The sequence below is a fragment of the Spirosoma litoris genome (genome assembly GCF_054776755.1).
In genome coordinates, this window is sequence record NZ_BAAHBI010000091.1 from 1 (window position 1) to 1,048 (window position 1,048).

At 45.8% G+C, this 1,048-nt stretch carries 1 protein-coding gene; it reads right to left on the bottom strand.

Annotated elements, in window-relative coordinates; translation table 11 throughout:
* On the bottom strand, positions 1–912 hold a 912-nt coding region (locus ACYVGR_RS37610), incomplete at its 3' end, for an IS3 family transposase (protein ID WP_460966075.1).
* Between the last annotated feature and the right edge of the window lie 136 nt (positions 913–1,048).

A 1,048-nucleotide genomic window follows, 5' to 3' on the forward strand; every position in this document is an offset into this window, starting at 1 on the left:
CTTGGGCTTGTTATCCGTATTTCGACCCTTTGATTTACGCCACTTTGGGGCTAATTCGCCTTCCATTTGGTGAGCCTGATCAGGCGTGTAATAGTTGCAACTTCCGTGCGGCCGTAACGTATTATAATTCTCAATGGCGCGCTGAACGGCTTCCTTGGCGGCCTCAAACGTAACAAACCCCCGGTTTTGTAACATATCTTCTTTGATGGTTCGGTTCACCCGTTCAGCTAACGCATTTTCATAAGGATCACCATTTTGGGTCATACTAATAGCTATTTTGGCCTGTTTCAAGAAGGTTATATAATCGGTGCAACAGTATTGTACCCCTCGATCTGAATGATGAATTAAGTGCTCTTTCAAGTGTCCTTTATTCGTCTGTAAGGCCATTTTCAGCGCAGCGACTGGGCCTGTAGCTTGCAATGACTCATCTAAGGCCCAGCCCACGATCTTCCGTGAATAGGCGTCAGTGATTAAGCTCAGATAACCAAATCCACGACCAATCAGAATGTACGTAATGTCACTTACCCATAAAGAGTTGGGAGCTTGTACATATAGTCCTGTCGTCAAATTGGGATATTTAAAATAGCGATGGTGAGACCAGGTCGTCTTCACTCGCCTACCCCTCTTGACGATCAGTAAGCCATTATCTCTTAGTAGGTTAGCTAATTTATCTCGACCTATCTTGATGCCATGTTGCTGACGAAAATCAGTCAGTTTGTAGTGTAACACATCAATGCCAATGGAGGGTAAATCAATCCGTAATCGTCTGACTTCACTGAGTAATAGAGCAACCTGCAAGTCGTCTTTGTCAGCTCGTTTCCGCTCATCATACCAAGCCTGGCGGCTCATTCCAAACAGGCCGCAGAGGGTCTGCATACGCACCAAGGGATGATGCAGATGCAAGTGACTCACCGCTTGGAACCAGACTTTTTTCGAATGGGAATCTTGAATTCTTTTTCGGCTATTTCAATCACCGTTTGCAAGGCTTGGTTCTTCAAACGTTCTTGCTGGAGCAGCGCTTCGGTGTCGGCCAGTTTTTGTTGAAGGG